This window comes from Isoptericola sp. NPDC019571, from assembly GCF_044389385.1.
Taxonomy (GTDB): domain Bacteria; phylum Actinomycetota; class Actinomycetes; order Actinomycetales; family Cellulomonadaceae; genus Isoptericola; species Isoptericola nanjingensis.
In genome coordinates this window covers 137,085-156,086 of the sequence record NZ_JBIRXZ010000006.1, presented here as the reverse complement: position 1 = coordinate 156,086, position 19,002 = coordinate 137,085, and the positions used below count along the sequence as shown (strand labels likewise).

Genomic DNA, 19,002 nt, shown 5'->3' with positions numbered 1-19,002 from the left:
GAGGGTCAACGGTCTAGGGTCGAACCATGGCGCACGTGATCCTCGGGCTGCTCCTGCTGCGGCCGGCCAGCCTGTACGACCTGGTGAAGCACTTCGAGGCGTCGGTCTCGCTGTTCTACAGCGCCAGCTCAGGCAGCATCCGGCGCGCCCTGGAGACGCTGCTGACCGGGGGTCTCATCGAGGTCGCCGACGTCGCTCCGGGGGCGCGGGGCCGCAAGACCTACCGCGTCACGGACGCCGGCAGCGCGGACTTCCGCGCCTGGCTGACCGGCCCGGTGAGCGGGCCCGACACGGAGGCCGCCGTCCTGCCGCGCCTGTTCTTCCTCGGCCTGCTCGAGCCGGACGAGCGAGCCGCCGTGCTGCCTCGGCTCACGGCGCGGGTCGAGCAGGACGTCGCGCGGCTGGAGGCGCTCGAGGAGCAGCTCGCCGGGCAGGAGGTCCCCGACGAGCTCGCCGACGTGTTCGCGTTCCAGCGCGCCACCCTCGACTACGGCCTCGCCTCGGGCCGGTTCGCGCGCGACTGGTTCCGCCGCTACGCGCGGGAGCACGATGCGCTCACGCCGTGAGCGGGGGGTGGTCCACTTGCTACAGTCGTGCCGCCGGTCAAGCCGTGGCCGGTCCGCTCTGAGCAGTGTCGGAGGCGACTGTGCCCGTAGACACCACCGTGACCGGTGAGCCCTCGGGCCTCCGTGCCCCACGCCTGGTGGGCTCCTTCCGTCTCGACCTGTCCTCCGACCGTTGGACCTGGTCGGAGGCGGTCTTCCGCCTGCACGGCTTCGAGCCGCACGAGGTGGTGCCCACCACCGGCCTCGTCCTCGCCCACACCCACCCGGAGGACCGCGACGACGTCCGCGCCGCCCTCGGGACGGCGCGCGCGACGGGGGCGTTCTCGAGCGTGCACCGGATCGTGACGGCCCGGCGCCGCGAGCTCACGGTCGCCGTCGTGGGCAGCGCGGAGGACGACGAGCGCCGCGACGAGGCGGCGGGCTACTTTCTCGACCTGACCTCCGACGTCGCGGAGCGGGCCGGCGCGCGGGCCTCCGAGGACATCCGGGCGGCCGCGACGACCCGCGGCGTCATCGAGCAGGCGAAGGGCGTGCTCGCCGTCGTCTACGACGTCGAGATCGACGGCGCCTTCGACCTGATGCGCAGGGCCTCCAACGACCACAACGTGGCGGTGCGGGACCTGGCGCGGGCCGTCGTCGACGTCGCCCACCGCCGCGACGTCGACCGCCGCGTGGCGCTCGACCGCGTGCTGCGCCGCGACTGACCTCCCGCGCCGGTCGGCTCTCGGGCCGGCTCAGTCGTCGGTGCGGCGCGTCTCGACGGGCCCGGCCTCGTCGGCGAAGCTGAGCCGCCGCGCCACGACGTCCTCCGCGACGTCCTCGAGCGTGCTGCCCCGCCCGAACGCGTGCGCCCGCAGGACGGCGAGGGCGTCGTGCGGCTGGACGCGGAGCTGCGCGGACACCATGCCCGTGGCCTGGTCGACCCTCGCTCGCGCGGCCCAGCCGACCTGGTCGATCTCGCCGAGCACGGCCGTGCCGATGGCGTCCGCGAGGAACTGCGCGTCCTCGGTGTCCCGGGCCAGCGCGTGGCCCGGCCCGACGACGAGCCCCAGCACGCCGACCGGCTGTCCGCCGACCCGCATGGGGATGCCGAACCACGTGCCGTCGACGGACGCCTCGCCGGCGAGCTGCGAGAACACGGGGAACGAGCCGTCGTCCGGCGCACCGCCGAGGGAGGCCGAGACGATCGCGTCGTCCTCGAAGGCTCGCCGCCCGGGCCCCTCGCCGAGCACCTCCTGGATGCTCTCGACCCGCGCCGCGACGGCGTCCGTGGTGGTCACCGTGACCTGTTCGCCGGCGAGGGTGGCGAGCGTGAGACTGCCGCCCTGCGCGCCGAGGATCGTGGTGCACGCCTGGCACATCCGCGCCGCGACCGTGGATTCGGGGTCGAGGCCGGCCAGGGTCCGCGCGAGCAGACCCAGCAGCTCGGAGGTGTTCACCGATCGCTCCGTCCTGTCGCCTCCCGGCCAGTGTGGCACCGATTGCCGATGCACACGGAGCGCGACGCCCGGCTCAGCGGTCGAGGCCGCCGATGGTGTCGCCCTCGCCGCCGAGGACCAGGGTCCGCACGATCGCCTCGGCGACCTCCCGTTCGCTGAGCCTGCGGCGGTCCGCCGCCGCCCGCAGCGTGATGCGTGCCTCGTCCTCGGGGCAGTCGTTCGACGCCATGATCGCGCCTACCGCCTGCTCGACCGTCGCCCGGTCGGACAGGGTGCGGTACAGGCCCGCGACGGCGTCGCCGAGGTCGGCGAACTGGAGCTGGAGGCGCACGGCGTCGGCCGCGAGCGCGGCATGCCCCACGGCGGCGTCGACCAGGCCGGCGGGCCAGTCCCCGGGCGTGCGGCTGTACACGTTGATCGCCACCCGGACGCCGGGCCCCACCTCGGCCGGGACGGCGAGCGCCTGGACGAAGCCCTCGGCGTCAGCGGCCGCCTGCCAGGCCTCCCAGCCGGGCACCATGTCGGCGAGCCTCGTGGTCAGCACCGTGCCCCGCCGCATCGCGTCGATGCAGGGCCCGGTGTCGGCGCGCGCCTCGGCCTGGTCGCAGCGGCCCGCGCCGGGGGTGCTGCTTCCGGCGCGCAGAGAGATGCCGTGCTCGCGCAGGCTGATGCTCGCCTCGACGCCGTGGCCGAGCACGGCCGCGGCGCGGATCGCGCACTCGTCGAGGTAGCGGGACAGGGTCATGGCGTCACGGTACCCGCGCTCCCGGACCCCGTCCCGCGGTCTCCCCGGCGACACCCTCAGCGGCGGCCGACGAGCCGGTCCACCTGGAAGAGCGTCGTCGTGCCGGACACCTCGTTCGCCACGGCGAGCAGCGGCCGGTGCGTGGGGGAGTCGGACGCCGGGACGAACGTGAGCCCCTCGGGGCCGAGGTCGCCGGCGCCGGCGAGCGCGGCGGCCGGGTCGGCGCCGTCGTCGATCGCGTCCTCGACGGACACGGCGTAGTCGCGGTTCGAGACGTAGGTGACGAACGCGGTCCGCTCGGGGCGCGTGATGTCGTAGACCATGACGCCGCCCGCGCGCTCCAGGCCGACGAAGGCGTACGTGCGGCCCGCCACCTCGCCGATGGCGAGGTTCTCCGGCTCGGGGCCCTTGTCGTCGCTGCGGCCGTCGCCCTTCGTCTCGGTGTGGTTGGTGTTGAAGGCGTCGCCGAGCGCGTCGGCGGTGACCCGCTCGAACTCGTCGCCCGAGTCGAAGACGAGCTCGCCGTCGGTGCCCCAGATCGAGAACGACCGGCCGCCGAAGGCGTACAGCTCCTCGTAGCAGGAGCCGTCGGCGCGCAGGCCGGAGGCCGTGGTGACGTTGAGGCGCCCGAGGTCGGCGTCGCCGAGCAGGCCGGCGGCGGGGGAGTCCTCGCACACCGGGGCGAGGCCGTCGTCGCCCAGGTCCTTGACCCGCGCCGGCTCGACGTAGTCGCCCCACTCGCGGGCGTCGCCCTCGTTCGCGGTGACGAGGTACGTCTGGCCGCGCGAGGTGTACGACGCGATCCCGTCGGGCATGTACAGCCCTCGGACGGGGACCTCGCGCGCGGCGGCGACGCCGTCCTTGTCCGACGGGTCGATGCCCTGGCCGGGCAGCGAGTGGTCCTTGCTGCCGAGCGACCACAGGTCGGTGGTGCGGGCGCTGCGCAGGTCGACCTCCGCGACGGCGTTCGCCTCCTGCAGCGCGACGTACGCGGTGCGGGAGTCCTTCGACACGGTCACGTACTCCGGCTCGAGGTTGCGTGAGACGCGGTGGGCGAGCGACCCGTCGGGGCCGGCGACGTCGGGCCCGAAGACGCGCACGCCGTCCGGCAGCGCGTCGCCCTCGAAGGCGTGGAACATCGCCGTGCGCACGGCGGACTGCGCGACGGGGCCCGCGTGCTTGCCGGTGAACCGGCGGGGGAGGTCGACGACGGACACCGAGCCCTCGGGGTCCACGCTGAAGTCGTCGGCGGGCTCGCCCTCGTTCGCGACGACGGCGCTGCGGCCGTCGGGCGTGATCGTCACCATGTCGGGCAGCGCGCCCACGCGCCACGCGCCGAGCGCCTCGCCGTCGCCGGCGGCGTCGAACAGCACCAGCCAGCCGTCGGAGACCTTGTCGGGCGACTCGACCGCGACGACGCCGAGCCCGTCCGGGCGCACGGCGACCGAGTTCGCGACCGCCCCGTCCGGCACGGTCGAGCCGTCCGCAGCGCGCACATCCGTCGTCTCGAGCGCGAAGAGCTTGCGGGGCGACGACGGGCGCGCGACGTCGAGCACGGTCACCTCGCCCGCCTGCGCGTTCACCGAGAAGAGGCGCTCCGAGCGGGCGTGGTACGCGACGATCTCCGCCGCCGACTCGTCGAACATGCCCGTGGCGTAGGAGCCGAGGGGGGACAGGGCGAGGCGGGCGTCGTCGGCCGACAGCACGGCAGGGTCGGCGACGACGCCGGCGCCCGGCGTCGCGTCCCCGCTCCCTGTGCCGCCGCTTCCCGTGCCGCCGCTTCCCGTGCCGCCCAGTGCCGACGCGGTGAGCGCGACGGGCGCGGCCAGCGCGCAGGCGAGGGCGGTGGCGCAGCCGGCGACGACGGCGCGACGCGGGGCGGGTGCGAGTCGCGGGGTGCGGGGGAGCGGTGTGCGCAAGGGGTCCTCCGGGGCCGGGGGCGCGCGGAGCGCGCCGTCGGGGTGACCGTAGGGAGGACGGATGGCCGCCGGGGGAGCCGGGGGTGAACGGGTGCCGGCCCGCCGGTGAACGCCTCGCTCAGGCGGGCGCGTCGTGGTCGGCGCCGCTCTGCACGCCGTCCCGCACGCCGTCGAGCCCGAGCTGCACGATCCGCCACACCGCGCCGACGAGCAGCACGACGAGCGCGAGGTTCCGCAGCCCTTCGACGACGACCATCGCGGGCTGCCCGCCGAGGAACTCGCCGTACGCCACCGGGTAGACGATCTGCGTGCCCAGCGCCGCCAGGAGCACGCCGACGGCGGGCGGCCCCCACAGCCGCCGCGTGCCGGGCCCGGCCAGGGCGATCGCGGCGGCCAGCGGCGGCCCGATCCACGCCACGAACTGCGGCGAGCCCACCTTGTTGAACACGATGAGCGACAGGAGCAGGGCGGCGGTGCTGAGCAGCAGGACGTCGGCCGCGTGGTCGGGGCGGCGACGCGCCGTCCACCACGTGAGCGCGGCGATCAGCAGCACCGCGACGGGCAGCAGCCAGTCGAGCAGGGACGCGACCTGGCGGGCGGCGTCGCCCTGCACCTCGTAGGTGAAGATCACGTCGTTGTACTCGATCCGCACCGACGGGTCCCACAGCCGCGCCACGCTGAACCAGGTGGCGAAGACCGACTCCGCCTGGAGCGTGCGCGCCTCCTGCTGGCCGAACACGCTGAACGCGCGCTCCCCGGCCCCGCCCGCGAGGGCGAGCCCGACGACGACGAGGCTCACCGCGGCGCCCGGCACCACCACCTGCCGCAGCAGGTCGCTCCAGCGGGCGCGGGTCGCGGCCAGCGCCACGACCACGGCCCCCGGGGCGATCTTGATCCACGCGCCCGCCGTGGCGACCGCCGTCGCGAGCGTCGGGCGGCGTGCCGCGACCGCCAGGGAGATCAGGATGAGCGGCGCGACGACGCCGTCCAGCCGGCCCAGGAAGATCGGGCCGAGGGCGAGCAGGAACGCGAGCCACCACCAGGCGCCCAGCACCCCGCGCGGCGCGCAGCGCACCAGCACCACCGTGGCGACGGCGTTCAGCGCCACGACCATCGCCGTCCAGACGATCTCGTAGCCCAGCAGGCCGTCGGTCACGAGCGCGGGCAGCGTGACCGGCACGAGCGCCCCCGCGGGGTACACCCAGTCGTAGTCGAGGACCGGCCACTGCCCGGCGTCGAGCCCGTGGCGGGCCCACCACTCGTACAGCGTGACGTCGCCGTAGATCGTGTAGCCCCAGGTGATGGCCTGCCCGATCACCCAGGCGTGCACGGCCACGAAGCCGAGCGCCAGCAGCCACCGGGACCTCAGCACGGCGCCGAGGGGACCGGGGGTGTTCCGCGCGGCAGCGGTCTGCGTGGATGGCACGCCCGACATGGTGACAGACCGGGCTCGTCGCCGCCCGGAGCCGCCTGGGGGATGCGTGATGCGGCTCCGGACGTCTAAGGTTTCGGAAACCCGAAAACTTCGACGCCTGGCCCACGGAGGACCGCATGAGCCGACCGACCCTCGACCGACCCGCCCAGGGGGTGCGTCCCGCGCGCCTGGTGACCCTGCTCGGGCCGGCGTTCGTCGCGGCGATCGCGTACGTCGACCCGGGGAACGTCGCGGCGAACCTCACGGCGGGGGCGCGGTTCGGGTACCTGCTGGTGTGGGTGCTGGTCGTCGCCAACGTCATGGCGGTGCTGGTGCAGTACCTGTCGGCCAAGCTCGGCGTGGTCACCGGGCGCTCGCTGCCCGAGGTGCTGGGCGAGCGCCTCTCCCGGCGCGGCCGGATCGCCTACTGGGCGCAGGCGGAGGTGGTCGCGATGGCCACCGACGTCGCCGAGGTGATCGGCGGCGCCATCGCCCTGCACCTGCTGTTCGGCGTCCCTCTGGTGCTGGGCGGGATCATCACCGGGGTCGTGTCGATGCTGGTGCTCACCGTGCAGCAGCGCCGCGGCCAGCGCGTCTTCGAGACGGTCGTGACGTCGATGCTCGCGGTCCTCACCGTCGGGTTCTGCGCGGGCCTGTTCTTCTCGCCGCCGGACCTGGGCGCGGTGCTCGGCGGGCTGGTGCCGCGCCTCGACGGCCCGGAGTCGGTGCTGCTCGCCGCGTCGATGCTCGGCGCCACCGTGATGCCGCACGCGATCTACCTGCACTCCTCCCTCGCCCGCGACCGGGTGCGGCACGACGCCCGGGTGCAGCGGCGGCACGCCCTCGCCGCCGGGGCCGAGGGACGCGACGACCTGGGGGACGGCGGGGTCGGGGACGACGACGTCACCGTGCCCCGCCCGCCGTCGCCGTCGGCGGTCCGCCGCCTGCTCACCGCCACGCGCTGGGACGTCGTCGCCGCGCTGGTGCTCGCCGGCAGCGTGAACATCGCGATGCTCCTCCTCGCGGCGGCCAACCTGCCCGGCCGCACGGGGACCGACTCGATCGAGGGCGCGCACGCCGCCATCGAGTCGTCGCTGGGCCCCGCGGTCGCGGTGCTGTTCGGGGTGGGGCTGCTCGCGTCGGGGCTGGCGTCCACGTCGGTGGGCGCCTACGCCGGCGCCGAGATCATGTCCGGACTCCTGCATGTGCGCGTCTCGCTGCTCGCCCGGCGGCTGGTCACCCTCGTGCCCGCGATCGTGCTGCTCGCGACGGGGGTGTCGCCCACGTGGCTGCTGGTCGTGAGCCAGGTGGTGCTCAGCTTCGGCATCCCGTTCGCGATGGTCCCGCTGGTGCGGATCACGCGCGACGCCGGCCTGCTCGGCGGGTTCCGCAACGGCCTCGCCACCCAGGTCGCGGCGTGGGCCGTGGCCGCGGTCATCGTGGCGCTGAACGTCGCGCTGCTCTGGCTGACGTTCACCGGCTGACCGTCGCGACAGAACGGAACCGGCGAGGTAGTACCGGATCTCGCGAGGTAGTACCGGGTCCCGCGAGGTAGTACCGGGTCCCGCGAGGTAGTACCGGGTCCCGCGAGGTAGTACCGGGTCCCGCGAGGTAGTACCGGGTCCCGCGAGGTAGTACGGGATCCTGCGAGGTAGTACCGGGCCCGGCGAGGTAGTACGGGTCAGCGGCCGAGCGCGGACTCCAGCCGGTCGACGAGCGCGGCCTGCGCGCTGACGACGAGGCGGCGGGCGTCGTCGGGTGAGAGCCAGGCGACCCGGTCGATCTCCGGCACCTCGATCCGCTTCCCCGACCGCGGGGGCCACTCGATCTCGACGGTGTTGCTGCGGACCTGGTCCAGGTCCGGCCCCGGCGGAGGCCACTCGCGCGCCCAGGCGAGGACGCGCTTGCCGGACCGCTGCCGCACCTCGCCGAGGTCGACGTCGGGGGACGACGGCGCGGGGAGCGGCAGCCCGAGCTCCTCCCCCGCCTCGCGCAGCGCGGCGGCGTGCGGCTCCTCGTCCGGCTCGAGCTCGCCCTTGAGCACCGTCCACGCGCCCTCGTCCTTGCGCGCCCAGAACGGGCCGCCCATGTGCCCGAGCAGCACCTCGAGGCCGCCGTCGTCCGAGGTGCGATAGAGCAGAAGGCCTGCGCTGGTCGTCGCCATGGTCACAGTGTGACCCGGGCGGTCCCTCGCGGAGCAGTGGACTACCTCGCCCGGTCCGGTACTACCTCGCCAGGTCACTGACTACCTCGCCGGGGGCTGTACTACCTCGGCAAAGACGGTGAGACGGAGTATCGCTTGACGTGAGACCCGGTCGCGGGTGACGATGGAGGAGGACCGGCGCCGGCCACCACCAGCCTCGGACGGCGCCGGTCCGCACTCCTCACCGGGCCCGGAACGGACCCCCGCGCAGAGAGAGGTCGTCGATGACCCGCAACGCCCCCGTCATGCCCGGCGTGACAGCCCCCGACTACGACGTCTCGCAGCCGCTGGACCTCGACTACGTGGGCGCCTTCGCCGACGTGACGCCCGAGGAGCGCGCCCACCAGCTCGCCGTCCGCGAGTTCGTGCAGGAGGACGTGCTGCCGGTCATCGACGGCTACTGGGAGCGCGCCGAGGTGCCGTTCGACCTGGTGAAGAAGCTCGCCGAGCGCGACTTCCTGCGCGACGGCGTCGACGTCCCCGGCCGCCCGTCGGTCTCGTTCATGGCCGAGGGCCTGGCCAGCATGGAGATGTCGCGCGGCGACGGCTCCGTCGCCACGATCTGCGGCGTCCAGGGCGGCCTCGCGCTGCGGTCGATCGTCATGCACGGCTCGCCCGAGCAGATCGAGCAGTACGCCGAGCCGATGGCGCGCGGGGAGATCCTCGGCGCGTTCGCGCTCACCGAGCCCACGCACGGCTCGGACTCCGTCTCGCTCGAGACCACCGCCCGCAGGGAGACCCGCGACGGCGTCGAGGGATACGTCCTGGACGGCGAGAAGAAGTGGATCGGCTTCGGCTCGTGCGGCGACATCACCGTCGTCTGGGCCCGCCTCGTCGGCGACGACGGCGACAACCAGGTGCACGGCTTCATCGTCCCGCAGGACGCGCCCGGCTACACCGCCACCACGATCGAGGGCAAGGTCTCGCTGCGCGCCATCTGGCAGGCGCACATCGTGCTCGACGACGTCTTCGTCCCCGCGAGCGCGGCGTTGCCCGGCGCGACGTCGTTCAAGGCGACCGCCGCCGTCCTCTTCGCCACCCGCCTCGCCGTCGCCTGGTCCGCCGTGGGGCACGCCGTCGCCTGCTACGAGGCGGCCGCCGCGTACTCGACCCAGCGCATCCAGTTCGGCCGACCGCTGGCCAAGAACCAGATGGTGCAGGAGCGGCTCACCCGCATGCTCTCGCTCGTCACGCAGATGCAGCTGCTCGTCGCGCAGATCACGCGCCTGGCGGATGCCGGCACGCTCACCGGCGAGCAGGCCTCGCTCGCGAAGTACACGACGACGCGGCAGGCCCGCGAGGTCGCGTCGATCGCCCGCGACATGCTCGGCGGCAACGGCATCCTCCTCGGCAACCGCGTCGCGCGGCACTTCGCCGACCTCGAGGCCCTGCACACCTACGAGGGCACCGAGTCGATGCAGGCGCTCATCGTCGGTCGTGACATCACCGGGGTCTCGGCCTTCGCCTGAGCACTGCAGCCTTCGCACGACGGGGACCCGCGCAGCCGCGCGGGTCCCCGTCGTCGTCCCCGGCCAGGTCCACGGTGACGACGTCGGGGAGGCGCAGCCCGAGCCAGAACGCCCCTGCCGATGGACCAGGGGCGACGTGGCCGGTCGCGACCAGCCATGCCGTGAGCACCATGCCGTGCGTCCCGACCACCAGGTCGCCTCGGCCGGCGTGGTCGCGCACGGCGTCGTCGAACCGGCGGGCCGCGCCCTCCGCGGACTCCCACCCGTCGTGCCGCGTGTCGGGCGCGCCCTCGACCCAGGCGCGCCGCGCCTCCCGGAACTCCGGGGAGACGGGCTCGGGCGGTCGCCGGATCTCCCCGAACCGCGGGTCCGTGGGGACGTCGGCGACGCCGAGCGCGAGGGAGAGCGTCTCCACCGCCTTGCGCTCGTCGCTCGCGACGGCACGTGCGCCCACCGGGAGGCGGAGCCCGCGGGCCGCGACACGGCCGGCGCGGGACAGCGGCCAGACGTGCGGAGGGACGTCATCGGTCACGTGCGGGGCTGCATGACGGACGACGGTGACGCGCACGGGGCCAGTCTGCCCGGGTCTCGCGGGCGGAGCGTCCCTAGAGTGGCGGCGTGACCGACGACCTCGCCCGCGCGGGCGCACGCTGGGACGACGACCCGAGCGCGGGGGAGTGGATCCTGCCGCTCCTCGGCGAGTTCGGCCCGACCCTCGGCCACGCCGTCCCGCAGGCGTATGCCGCGTACGCCGTGGTGCCCCTGCCCCGGGACGACGAGGGCAACGTCGACCTGGACGCCGTCCCGGCGCGCCTCGACGCCCTGGTCGACACGCTCGCGCCGTGGACGGCGGAGTCGCCGCTGCACGGCACCCTGTGGGAGGGGTGGCCGTCTCTGTACGACCGCGGAGGCGGGGTGGGGTCGTCGGGCACCGCCATCATGCTCGCATGGGACCCGGACGGGCCCGAGCCCGCCGCTGAGGAAATCGCCGAGGCGCGGCGCGCCGCGGACGAGGACCTGCTCGCCCGTCTCGTTGCGCGGCCGTCCGCCGACCGGCTCCTGCTGCCCCACCGGGGCTACCACGTGTGGACGGGGGAGCCCCGGTCGGTCGCCGCGCTCATGGGCCTGGTCGACCTGCCCTCGCACGTCTGGCCCGAGCACCGGGAATGGTTCCTCGGGATGCCGATCTACACCGCCGAGGCGGCGCTCGGCGGACCCGCGGACCTGGTGTCCGCCGTCCTCGCCGACGCGCGCCTCGGCGCCCGCGCCGCGGGGCCGGGCACCGAGCTCGACATCGACGACTGAGAGCTCAGCGCGGCATCTCGTCCTCGGCGCGGCAGCTCGAGCTGCCGCGCCGAGCCCGAACTGCCGCGGTGAGCGCCGTCAGGGCGCGACCGCGGGCGTCGTCGCCCCCGCCTGGGCCTGCTCACGCCGGTGCACGCGCCACCACACGAAGAACCCGGTCAGGGTGAAGACGCCGTAGAACACGTACATCAGCGCCGTGGCGTAGTAGCCCGCCGACCAGAGCAGGGGCACTCCCACGACGTCCACTGCCACCCAGACCAGCCAGAACTCGACCCAGCCCTTCGCCATGCCGTACGTGGCGACCAGCGAGCCCATGAAGATCCACGCGTCCGACCACACCGGCTCGTAGGAGCCGAGGGCGCGGAACAGCGGGGTGAGCAGCAGGGTGCCGCCGACCATCACGACGACGATGCCGACGCGCTCCCGCCAGGTCGCCCAGTGGGGGTGCACCGCGGCGCCGCCGTCGGCGGGGATCCTGCCGTCGGCGCGGACCTCCAGGGCGGCACGCTCGGTGCGCCGCCACTGCACCCAGCCGTAGATCGACACGATCAGGAACATCACCTGCCGGCCCGCCTGGCCGAGCATGTCGGCGCGGCTCGAGTCGCCGAACCACGAGCCCATGAAGACCGTGAACAGCACCAGGTTGCCGACGATGCCGACGGGCCACGCCCACACCTTGCGGCGCATGCCGCCGAGCGCGGAGGCGAGGCCGAACAGGTTGCCGACGATCTCGCGCCACGACATGTGCTGGTCGCCGATGGTCAGCGTGGCGTTGAAGAACGCGTCGATCGCGTCCATCGTTCACTCTCCCGGTCCGAGGTGCGGCGTCCGGGGTGAGGGGTCGGCGCTCGCCGCGTCGGGCCCCGTAGGGCCGTCGTCGGCGGCACGACACCCGGCGGCACCCACCCTGACGGGTGCGTGCCGCACGTGCTTCCTCCCATCCGGACTTTGACCGTCGGCCCTGGAATCTCACCAGGTCAGCCGGCCTCTCCCCGCGTCTGCGGGTGGAGGCCGGGTCGCGGGCTGTCACCGCCGGCTCGGAATTTCACCGACCCCGGAGCACGTACGTGCGTGTCTTTCCACCGCCGGAGGTCCCGGCGGCGTCCTGCACAACTCAGGATGCCACAGCGGCATTCCCGGCGGCAGCGTCGTGTCCGGCCGTCTCGACCGGCGGTCAGGCCAGCGCGTCGCGGACGGCGCGCGCGACGTCGTCCGGCCCCGCCCCGGGCTCCAGCACCGTGACCACGACGCGCTTCCCGTCGCCGCCCGTCGCGACCGTCCGGACCTCGCCGGCGGAGGCGACGTCGGTGTCGACGGCAGGGGCGGACGACGGCGCGGAGTCGTCGTCGTGCGGGAACGGGGAGACGGCGGCGCGCCGCAGGTCGGCGAACGCCTCCTCCAGCTCCGGCCGCAGGTCGAGGTGGGGGTTGCGCAGCCAGCGCCGCAGGATCGCGTTGTGCACCGCGACGACGGACGCCGCGAACGCGATCGACATCGTCGTGGTGGACCGGTCGGGCGGCAGCGTGTCACGCAGGTAGGCGGTGAACGCGCGCTCGTAGCGGTGCGTCGTGACCAGCTCGCGGTCGCGCAGCGCGGGCACCTGCTGCAGCAGCTGGTGCCGGGCGATCGACGTCTCGCGCTGGCCCACGTGGTGGTCGAAGACGAGCCGCGCCGCGCGGCAGACCTCGAGGTACGGGTCGGTGGTCGGGTCCCACGCCCGCTCGGGCGCGCGGCCCGACTCCTCGCTGGCCCGCGCCTCGGGCCGGGTCTCCGCGAGCATGACGACGACCTCCTCCAGGAGCAGCTCGTGGTCCGCGAAGACCACGTCCTCCTTGGAGCGGAAGCGGCGGAAGAACGTCGCACGGCTGACGCGGGCGGCGTCGGCGATCTCCTCGACGGTGGTCTGCTCGTAGCCCTGCCGGGAGAAGAGGTCGATCGCGGCGTCGACGGCCTGGGCGTGGGTGTGCGTCCGGACGGCGGTCATGCCTGGGAGATTACTCCGGCACCGCCGGTCGTCCTTCCGGCGTCCGCTCGTCCGTGGACCCCAGCTGCAGCCGGTAGAACCGGAAGAAGCCGAAGTCGTCGACCGGCAGCACCTCGACGCCGGAGTAGCCCGCCGCACGCGCGTAGCGCCGCAGCGTGGCCGGGCGCATCACGGTGCCCGTGCCGGCCGACGGGCTCGTGGACAGGCCGTCCGGCAGGCACACGAACAGGCTGTAGCCGTACATGATCCGGTCGACGTCGTCGGCCGGGGCGCGGAACTCGTCGGCGACGGCCTCGTCCATGACCACCACGACGCCGTCGGGCCGCATCGCGCGGCGCACGCCCTCGAGCACGGCGACCGGGCGCGGCATGTCGTGCACGCACTCGAAGGCGAACGCCGCGTCGTAGGGCTGGGCGACGGCGAGCTCTGCGGCGTCTGCGAGGTGGAAGAAGGCTCGCCGTTCGAGGCCCGCCTCCGCGGCGGCCGCCCGTGCGGCGGCCACGGACGGACGGTCGACGTCGATGCCGTGGACCTCGGCGAGCGGGTACGCCTCGGCGAGCGCGAGCGTCGACCAGCCGAAGCCGCAGCCGACGTCGACGACGCGGGCCCCGGGCCGGGAGAGCGCCTCGTGGACGGCGGGCAGCGCCGCGAGCGTCGGTGCCAGGCGGCGCTCGAACCACGGGCGGTTGACGTCGGACTGCGCCTGGCGGGCGTCGTCGCCGAGCTGGTCCCACGACACCCCGCCGCCGTCCCGGTACGACTCGAGCAGACGGGGCAGCTGCGGCCCGATCGCGCCGACGAACCGGGCCAGGGGCGCCAGGTACGACAGCGAGGACGTGTCGGTCAGCACCTCCGCGTGCGCCGCGGGCAGCGCGTAGAGGCGGGTCCGGGCGACGGCCTGCGGGTCCGCGTGGAGCGCGGGTGCCGCGCCGGCGTCCTCCGCGACGAGGACACCGGAGGCCGCCTGCTGCTCCAGCCACTCGCGCGCGTACCGCTCGGCCGTGCCGGTGGCCTCCGCGAGCCCCGTGGACGTCAGGGGGCCGGACGACGCGAGCGCCTGGTACCAGCCGAGCCGGTCGCCCACGTGCACGGCCAGGACGTCGATGGCGCCGAGCGTGGCGGCGAACAGCCGGTCGGCGAACGCGTCGGCGGTGTCGGTCGGGTCGGTCATGGCGGCACCTCCGTGCCGTGGCCCGGACGTGCGGGCCCGCGGCGTCGTCGGGAGGCGGCGCCCGTCTCGACGCTAGCTCGCGGGAGTCCGGCGCGTCGACCGCCCGGGCGGGTGATCCGCGTCAGCCGCGACGGCGCCTGCGGTCGTCGTCCGGCTCCCCGCGACGACGCTCGTCGAAGCCCGCCTCGGCGGGGCGCCGGCCGCGCTGCAGGTACCGGATCTCCCGCACCGCGACCCCTGCGGCGAGGAAGAACGGGATCCACGCCCAGACCCTGCCGCGCAGCACGACCCACAGCATTGCGAGCGCGACGGCGCACGCCCCGACCACGGTCCACACGCTCGCCCACCGCACCTTGCGCACGGGCCGAGGCTACCGCTGCCCCTCCCGCGGAACACGTGCCCCCGGCATGGGTAGGGTGGCGGTCGTGACTTCCGGGACCACGACCGCGCCTGAGACCACCACCGCCCCCACCACCACCGTCCCCGTCGTGGACGTCTACGTCGACCCGCTGTGTCCGTTCGCGTGGATCACGTCCCGCTGGGCCCTCGAGGTGGCGGAGCACCGGGACGTGGAGCTCACGTTCCGGCTGATGAGCCTGTACCTGCTGAACAAGGACCGGGACATCCCGGCGGACTACCGGGCGAAGATCGAGGCGTCGCGCGGCATCGGCCGCGTCGCCGCGGCGGTGCAGACCGAGCACGGCCCCGAGGCGTTCAGCGCCTTCTACACCGCGGCCGGCACACGCATCCACCCGGGCGGCCGCCGGGACGACCTCGACGCCGTCGCCGTGGAGGCCCTGGCCGAGGCCGGCCTGCCCGCGTCGCTGGCCTCCGCCGCGTCGTCGGACGCCTACGACGCCGCCCTCGCCGTCTCGCACGAGGAGGGCATGAAGCCGGTGGGCGAGGACGTCGGCACGCCGACGATCCACGTCGACGGCGTCGCGTTCTTCGGCCCGGTCCTCACGCGCATCCCGCGCGGCGAGGACGCGGTGCGGATCTTCGACGGCGCCGTCGCGCTCGCGTCGTTCCCGGACTTCTTCGAGCTCAAGCGGTCGCGGACCAGCTCGCCGTCCTTCGACTGATCCCCGCACCACATCCCCGCACCACACCCCCCGCACCCCGAGAGGCGAACCATGACCCTCGACCTGCGTGTCTTCACCGAGCCCCAGCAGGGTGCGTCGTACGACGACCTGCTCGCCGTCGCGAAGGCGACCGAGGACCTCGGCTACAGCGCGTTCTTCCGCTCCGACCACTACCTGACGATGGGCGGCGACGGCCTACCGGGCCCCACCGACGCCTGGACGACGCTGGCCGGCCTGGCCCGCGACACCTCCACCGTGCGCCTCGGCACCCTCGTCACGTCGGCCACGTTCCGCCACCCCGGCGTGCTGGCGATCCAGGTGGCGCAGGTGGACCAGATGTCCGGCGGCCGTGTCGAGATCGGGCTCGGCGCCGGCTGGTTCGCGCGCGAGCACGAGGCGTACGGGATCCCGTTCCCGGCCAAGCGGTTCGGGCTCCTCGAGGAGCAGCTGGAGATCCTCACCGGGCTGTGGGGCACGCCCGTCGGCGGGTCGTACTCGTTCGACGGCGAGCACTACACGCTCGTCGACTCCCCGGCCCTGCCCAAGCCTGCCCAGGCGAAGATCCCCGTCATTGTGGGCGGAGGCGGGCCGAAGCGCACGCCGGCGCTGGCCGCCCGGTTCGGCGACGAGTACAACCAGGCGTTCCCCGAGCTGGACACGGTCGCGCCGCGCATCGGCGTGATCAACGAGGCGCTGGAGGCGGCGGGGCGCACGCCGGACTCCATCGTGCAGTCCGTCGCCCTGGTGCTCGCGGTCGGCAAGGACGAGGCGGAGTTCACCCGGCGCGCGGCGGCGATCGGCCGCGAGCCGGCCGAGCTGCGCGAGCACGGCGTCGCGGGCACCGTCTCCGAGGCCGTCGACCTGCTCGGCTCGTTGCGGGACCAGGGGATCCAGCGCGTGTACCTGCAGGCGCTCGACCTGCACGACCTCGACCACCTGGACCTGGTGGCGCGCGAGGTCGCGACGCAGCTCTGAGGCGAGCCGCAGGCCTGTGACCTGCGGCGACAGTCGGCCAGGGCGACGGTCTCGCCTGCTGAACTCACCCCGCCGAACTCGTGACACGGGGGCACGGCGGGGCTAAGTTCGCGACAGACGACGAGGTGGCCCGCTCTCCGGAGCGGGTCACCTCGACCCGTTCAGGGCGGAGGTCGCGCCCGCCGCAGGCCCGCAGCACCGTCACGACGCTGCCGTCGCCCGGACGACGTGGTCCACGCTCCCCGCCGCACGACCGCGCCCATGCCCGGAGGACACGCCATGTCCGTCTCCGAGTTCGACCGTCTTGTCGTCACCCCGCGCCGCACCGAGCACGTCCGGTCGCGCCCCCACGGCCCGCTCAGCGCGGAGCCGCCGCGCCCCACCGCCCCGCCGAGGGACGAGAACGCCGCCTCGCGGTCGCCGTCCCTCGCCCTGATCATGCTGCTCGCGACGCTCGGCGTCGTGGCCTACGCCGTCTTCCTGCTCAACCCCGCCAACCGCGGGGACGCGCTGCCGTACGTCATGGTGATCACGGCCGAGACCATCCTCGTCGTGCAGGCGCTCCTCGCGATGTGGACCGTGCTCTCCAGCGGCTACGACCCGCGCGGCTTCTCCTTCCACCACGCGCAGGACCGTCTGTTCGACCTGCCCGAGATCGTGCGGGACGAGGCCGAGGACGACCCCACGCGCTGGACCCTGTACCTGCACGACAGACCCGTGACCGTCGACGTCTTCATCACGACGTACGGCGAGAGCCTCGACACGATCGCGCGCACGGTGCGCGCCGCCGTCGCCCTGCGCGGCCGCCACCGGACCTGGGTGCTCGACGACGGCCGCTCGGACGACGTGCGCGACCTCGCCGCCACGCTCGGCGCCCGCTACGTGCGCCGGCTGTCGAGCCACGGCGCCAAGGCCGGCAACGTCAACCACGCGCTGACGATCGCGAAGGGGGACTACTTCGTCATCCTTGACGCAGACTTCGTCGCCCGGCCGGAGCTCCTGGTCGAGACGGTCCCGTTCTTCGTGTCCGACGACGTCGCCTTCGTGCAGACCCCGCAGACGTACGGCAACCTCGACACCCTCATCTCCCGCGGCGCCGGCTACATGCAGGCCGTGTTCTACCGCTTCGTGCAGCCCGGCCGGAACCGTTTCAACGCGGCGTTCTGCGTCGGCACCAACGTGATCTTCCGCCGGGCGGCGGTCGACGACATCGGCGGCATGTACACGGACTCCAAGTCGGAGGACGTGTGGACGTCGCTCCTGCTGCACGAGCGCGGCTGGCGCACCGTCTACATCCCGACCGTCCTCGCGGTGGGCGACACCCCCGAGACCGTCGAGGCGTACACCAAGCAGCAGCTGCGCTGGGCCACCGGCGGCTTCGAGATCATGCTCCAGCACAACCCGCTGAGCCCCAGGCGACGGCTCACCCTCGACCAGCGCCTGCAGTACACGGTCACGGCCACGCACTACCTCTCGGGCATCGCGCCCCTCGTGCTGCTCCTGGTCCCGCCGCTGCAGATCTACCTGGACCTCACGCCGATGGACCTGACGATCTCGCCGAGCACCTGGTTGCTGTACTACCTGGGCTTCTACGGGATGCAGATCGCGATCGCGTTCTTCACCCTCGGGTCGTTCCGGTGGGAGGTGCTGATGCTCGCGTCGGTGTCGTTCCCGATCTACACGAAGGCGCTGTGGAACGCCCTCACCGGCAAGGAGCAGGCCTGGCACGTCACGGGTCGTGCCGGCCGGGCCGAGTCGCCGTTCAACTTCATGCTGCCGCAGGTGCTCTGCTTCGCCTTCCTGCTGCTGACGTCCGCCGTCGGCGTCTGGAAGGAGTGGGGCGACGACCCGCTGCCGAGCCTGGCGCTGGCCTGGAACCTCACCAACACGTTCATCCTCGGCGCGTTCGTCGTCACCGCGCTGCGCGAGTCGCGCCGCGCCCGCGCCGCCGTCCCGTCCGCCGGAGGTGCCGCATGACCTGGACCAACCGCCTGCGCCTCGTGGGAGGCCTGCTCGGCGTGGTGCTGCTGTGCGTCGCGCTCACCCTGGTCATGAACCGTCGCGAGTCGCAGGCCACGTCGTCGGCCGCGACCATCTCCGCCGAGACGCTCGACGTCGGCACGGACTACGCCGGGACGGTCGCCAAGGCGCTCGTCGAGGAGGGTGACGAGGTGCGCGCCGGCGACCCCCTGCTGGTGCTGCGCAGCCTCACGCTGCAGCACGACCTCGCCGTCGGCCTCGTCAGCCGGGAGGGCGGCGCCTACGAGGTGGCCGAGGACGGCACGATGACCGTGGTCGCCCCCGCCGACGGCGTCGTCACGGACGTGGCCGTGGACCAGGGGGCGTTCGCCCGGTCGGGGGAGGTGCTCGCCACCGTCGAGCGCCAGGGCTCGCTGTTCGTCGACGCGAGGCTCGTGCTCGACCCGGCGGACTTCGCCCGCATCCGCGACGGCGCCACGGTCACGGTGGTGCTGCCCAACCAGGCCGAGGTGGACGGCGTCGTGGACGCGGTGGCCGTGCAGAACACGAAGAACCAGGCGGAGGCGACGGTGCGCGTCTCCAGCGCAGGCCTGGTGCGCGGCGCCGAGCACGGGCTCGTCATGGCCGGAACCCCGGTCACCGCGGTGATCGACCTGCACGACGACGGCCCGCTCGCCGGCGTGGACGCCGCGTTCAGCCAGTTCCTGCGCCGGGTGGGCCTGTGACGACGCCCGCGCGGCGCGGCGCCGG

General features: G+C 74.1%; 19 protein-coding genes and 1 riboswitch. Of the genes, 9 read left to right on the top strand and 10 right to left on the bottom strand.

Annotated elements, in window-relative coordinates; genetic code table 11:
* The first annotated feature begins 26 nt into the window (after positions 1-26).
* Positions 27-566: a PadR family transcriptional regulator gene (locus tag ACH443_RS12675; RefSeq protein WP_429766536.1), complete on the top strand. Its 540-nt coding sequence runs from the start codon at positions 27-29 to the stop codon at positions 564-566.
* A gap of 98 nt (positions 567-664) precedes the next feature.
* Positions 665-1,270 carry a PAS and ANTAR domain-containing protein gene (locus tag ACH443_RS12670; protein ID WP_430590509.1) on the top strand — a complete coding sequence of 202 codons (606 nt, stop codon included), beginning with the start codon at positions 665-667 and terminating at the stop codon, positions 1,268-1,270.
* Between the two features lie 30 nt (positions 1,271-1,300).
* Here ACH443_RS12670 and ACH443_RS12665 read toward each other — a convergent pair whose 3' ends face one another.
* The 4 genes from ACH443_RS12665 to ACH443_RS12650 all read right to left on the bottom strand — a co-directional run bounded on the left by ACH443_RS12665 (position 1,301) and on the right by ACH443_RS12650 (position 6,095).
* Entirely contained in the window at positions 1,301-2,005 is a 705-nt protein-coding gene (locus tag ACH443_RS12665; RefSeq protein WP_429766540.1) for an ANTAR domain-containing protein, read from the bottom strand.
* Between the two features lie 73 nt (positions 2,006-2,078).
* Entirely contained in the window at positions 2,079-2,750 is a 672-nt protein-coding gene (locus ACH443_RS12660; RefSeq protein WP_429766542.1) for an ANTAR domain-containing protein, read from the bottom strand.
* Between the two features lie 56 nt (positions 2,751-2,806).
* Positions 2,807-4,669 (bottom strand): choice-of-anchor I family protein, encoded by a 1,863-nt coding sequence (locus tag ACH443_RS12655; RefSeq protein WP_430590508.1) that lies wholly within the window; start codon positions 4,667-4,669, stop codon positions 2,807-2,809.
* A gap of 118 nt (positions 4,670-4,787) precedes the next feature.
* A complete protein-coding gene (locus tag ACH443_RS12650) occupies positions 4,788-6,095 on the bottom strand; it encodes a glycosyltransferase 87 family protein (protein ID WP_430590507.1) in 1,308 nt (435 codons plus the stop codon).
* 125 nt (positions 6,096-6,220) lie between these two features.
* Here ACH443_RS12650 and ACH443_RS12645 point away from each other — a divergent pair, with 125 nt between their 5' ends.
* Positions 6,221-7,567: an Nramp family divalent metal transporter gene (locus ACH443_RS12645; protein ID WP_430590506.1), complete on the top strand. Its 1,347-nt coding sequence runs from the start codon at positions 6,221-6,223 to the stop codon at positions 7,565-7,567.
* Positions 7,568-7,764: 197 nt separating this feature from the next.
* Here ACH443_RS12645 and ACH443_RS12640 read toward each other — a convergent pair whose 3' ends face one another.
* Positions 7,765-8,247: an NUDIX domain-containing protein gene (locus tag ACH443_RS12640; RefSeq protein ID WP_430590505.1), complete on the bottom strand. Its 483-nt coding sequence runs from the start codon at positions 8,245-8,247 to the stop codon at positions 7,765-7,767.
* Positions 8,248-8,510: 263 nt separating this feature from the next.
* Here ACH443_RS12640 and ACH443_RS12635 point away from each other — a divergent pair, with 263 nt between their 5' ends.
* A complete protein-coding gene (locus tag ACH443_RS12635; RefSeq protein WP_429766551.1) occupies positions 8,511-9,755 on the top strand; it encodes an acyl-CoA dehydrogenase family protein in 1,245 nt (414 codons plus the stop codon).
* Here ACH443_RS12635 and ACH443_RS12630 read toward each other — a convergent pair.
* Positions 9,730-10,323, bottom strand: coding sequence for a histidine phosphatase family protein (locus ACH443_RS12630; RefSeq protein WP_430590504.1), 594 nt, complete (start codon positions 10,321-10,323; stop codon positions 9,730-9,732). The genes ACH443_RS12635 and ACH443_RS12630 overlap by 26 nt on opposite strands.
* Before the next feature lie 50 nt (positions 10,324-10,373).
* On the opposite strand from ACH443_RS12630, the gene ACH443_RS12625 reads away from it, so the two are divergent.
* The gene (locus ACH443_RS12625; RefSeq protein ID WP_430590503.1) at positions 10,374-11,060 is read left to right on the top strand and encodes a hypothetical protein; all 687 of its coding nucleotides are present in this window, start codon (positions 10,374-10,376) and stop codon (positions 11,058-11,060) included.
* A gap of 78 nt (positions 11,061-11,138) precedes the next feature.
* On the opposite strand, the gene pnuC is transcribed toward ACH443_RS12625, so the two are convergent.
* The 4 genes from pnuC to ACH443_RS12605 all read right to left on the bottom strand — a co-directional run bounded on the left by pnuC (position 11,139) and on the right by ACH443_RS12605 (position 14,576).
* Positions 11,139-11,858: a nicotinamide riboside transporter PnuC gene (gene pnuC / locus ACH443_RS12620; protein ID WP_429766555.1), complete on the bottom strand. Its 720-nt coding sequence runs from the start codon at positions 11,856-11,858 to the stop codon at positions 11,139-11,141.
* A gap of 125 nt (positions 11,859-11,983) precedes the next feature.
* Positions 11,984-12,127: riboswitch (FMN riboswitch) on the bottom strand.
* A gap of 107 nt (positions 12,128-12,234) precedes the next feature.
* A complete protein-coding gene (locus ACH443_RS12615; protein ID WP_430590502.1) occupies positions 12,235-13,044 on the bottom strand; it encodes a TetR family transcriptional regulator in 810 nt (269 codons plus the stop codon).
* A gap of 10 nt (positions 13,045-13,054) precedes the next feature.
* Positions 13,055-14,215, bottom strand: a complete 1,161-nt coding sequence (locus tag ACH443_RS12610) for a class I SAM-dependent methyltransferase (protein ID WP_430590501.1) — start codon at positions 14,213-14,215, stop codon at positions 13,055-13,057.
* Between the two features lie 121 nt (positions 14,216-14,336).
* Positions 14,337-14,576 carry a hypothetical protein gene (locus tag ACH443_RS12605; RefSeq protein WP_430590500.1) on the bottom strand — a complete coding sequence of 80 codons (240 nt, stop codon included), beginning with the start codon at positions 14,574-14,576 and terminating at the stop codon, positions 14,337-14,339.
* Positions 14,577-14,640: 64 nt separating this feature from the next.
* Between ACH443_RS12605 and ACH443_RS12600 the strand changes: the two genes are divergently transcribed.
* The 4 genes from ACH443_RS12600 to ACH443_RS12585 all read left to right on the top strand — a co-directional run bounded on the left by ACH443_RS12600 (position 14,641) and on the right by ACH443_RS12585 (position 18,977).
* On the top strand, positions 14,641-15,297 hold the full coding sequence (locus ACH443_RS12600) for a DsbA family protein (protein WP_429766561.1): 657 nt from the start codon (positions 14,641-14,643) through the stop codon (positions 15,295-15,297).
* A 51-nt stretch (positions 15,298-15,348) separates the two neighbouring features.
* On the top strand, positions 15,349-16,272 hold the full coding sequence (locus ACH443_RS12595) for an LLM class F420-dependent oxidoreductase (protein WP_429766563.1): 924 nt from the start codon (positions 15,349-15,351) through the stop codon (positions 16,270-16,272).
* 279 nt (positions 16,273-16,551) lie between these two features.
* Entirely contained in the window at positions 16,552-18,249 is a 1,698-nt protein-coding gene (locus ACH443_RS12590) for a glycosyltransferase family 2 protein (protein WP_429766565.1), read from the top strand.
* On the top strand, positions 18,246-18,977 hold the full coding sequence (locus tag ACH443_RS12585) for an HlyD family efflux transporter periplasmic adaptor subunit (protein WP_430590499.1): 732 nt from the start codon (positions 18,246-18,248) through the stop codon (positions 18,975-18,977). Before ACH443_RS12590 ends, ACH443_RS12585 begins: the two co-directional genes overlap by 4 nt.
* Positions 18,978-19,002 lie beyond the last annotated feature (25 nt).